At 75.8% G+C, this 1,046-nt stretch carries 1 protein-coding gene; it reads left to right on the top strand.

All coding sequences use genetic code 11. The features are described 5' to 3' along the window. On the top strand, positions 1–865 hold an 865-nt coding region (locus CCN44_RS42415), incomplete at its 5' end, for a helix-turn-helix domain-containing protein (protein WP_208639955.1). Positions 866–1,046: the final 181 nt, after the last annotated feature.

Below are 1,046 nucleotides of genomic sequence, written 5' to 3'. Positions count from 1 at the left end.
GGAGGTGGCCGGACCCGGCGCCGCCCCCTTCGCCGCGGGCTCCTTCGAGGAGGTGGGACCGCTCTCCCGGTGGGACCGGCCGCACCGGCACACGTTCTACGAGATCGTCCACGTCAGTGCCGGCTCCGGCACCCACGTCGTCGATCTCGCGCGGTGGCCGGTACGCCCCCCGCAGCTCGCCGTGGTCCTGCCGGGCCAGGTCCACCACTGGGAAGGCGGCCAGGGCCCCGAGGGGACGCTCGTGCTGTTCACCGACGACTTCCTGGTGGACCACCCCGGCGACCGGGAGCTGCTGCGGGAACTCGGCGCGCGGTGCTGGTTCGGGCTGGACGCCGAGCAGGACCGGTCCCTCCGGCCCCTGATCGGCGAACTGGTCGCGGAGCACCGGCAGCGCGCCCCGGGACACGAGAGCGTCCTGCGCTCCCTGCTCCACGTCCTCGTCGTGCGCGCCGCCCGGCTCCCGGGCCGCACCGCCTCCGGCCGCGAACCGCGCACCCAGGGCCGGCCGGCGGCCGTGGCCGAGGCGTTCACCCGCCTGATCACCCGCCCCCGGGCGACGGGGTGGACCGTACAGGAGTGCGCCGACCGGCTCGGCGTCACCGCCGGCTACCTCACGCAGGCGGTGCGGGCCGCCACCGGCCGCCCGCCCGGCCGGCTGCTCATCGAGGCACGGGTGTACCAGGCGCAGCAGCTGCTCGCGCACACCGAGCTGTCGGTACGCCAGGTCGCCGCCCGCACCGGATTCGCCGATCCGGCCTACTTCAGCCGGTTCTTCCGACGGGAGACCGGCAGCAGCCCCGGCGCCTTCCGAAAACACCACAGTCGCCACCATCAGTCCCTCGAAGCCCCGCGCAGGCCCGCCTAATTTCGTTGCCGACCGCCCCCCCACGAGGAGGAGACATGGACGGAGCAGGCACGCACGGCGCCGGCACGGACGACCCGGGCACGGAAGGCCGGCCCGGATCTCCGCGGCTCGTCCGCCGCAAGACGGTGCTGCGGGCGGCGCTCGCGGCCACCGCCGCCATCCCCGTCGCCCTGGCCGGCGG

The sequence above is a fragment of the Streptomyces tricolor genome, from assembly GCF_002155905.1.
Classification (GTDB): domain Bacteria; phylum Actinomycetota; class Actinomycetes; order Streptomycetales; family Streptomycetaceae; genus Streptomyces; species Streptomyces tricolor.
This window is presented reverse-complemented; position numbering and strand designations above follow the sequence as displayed.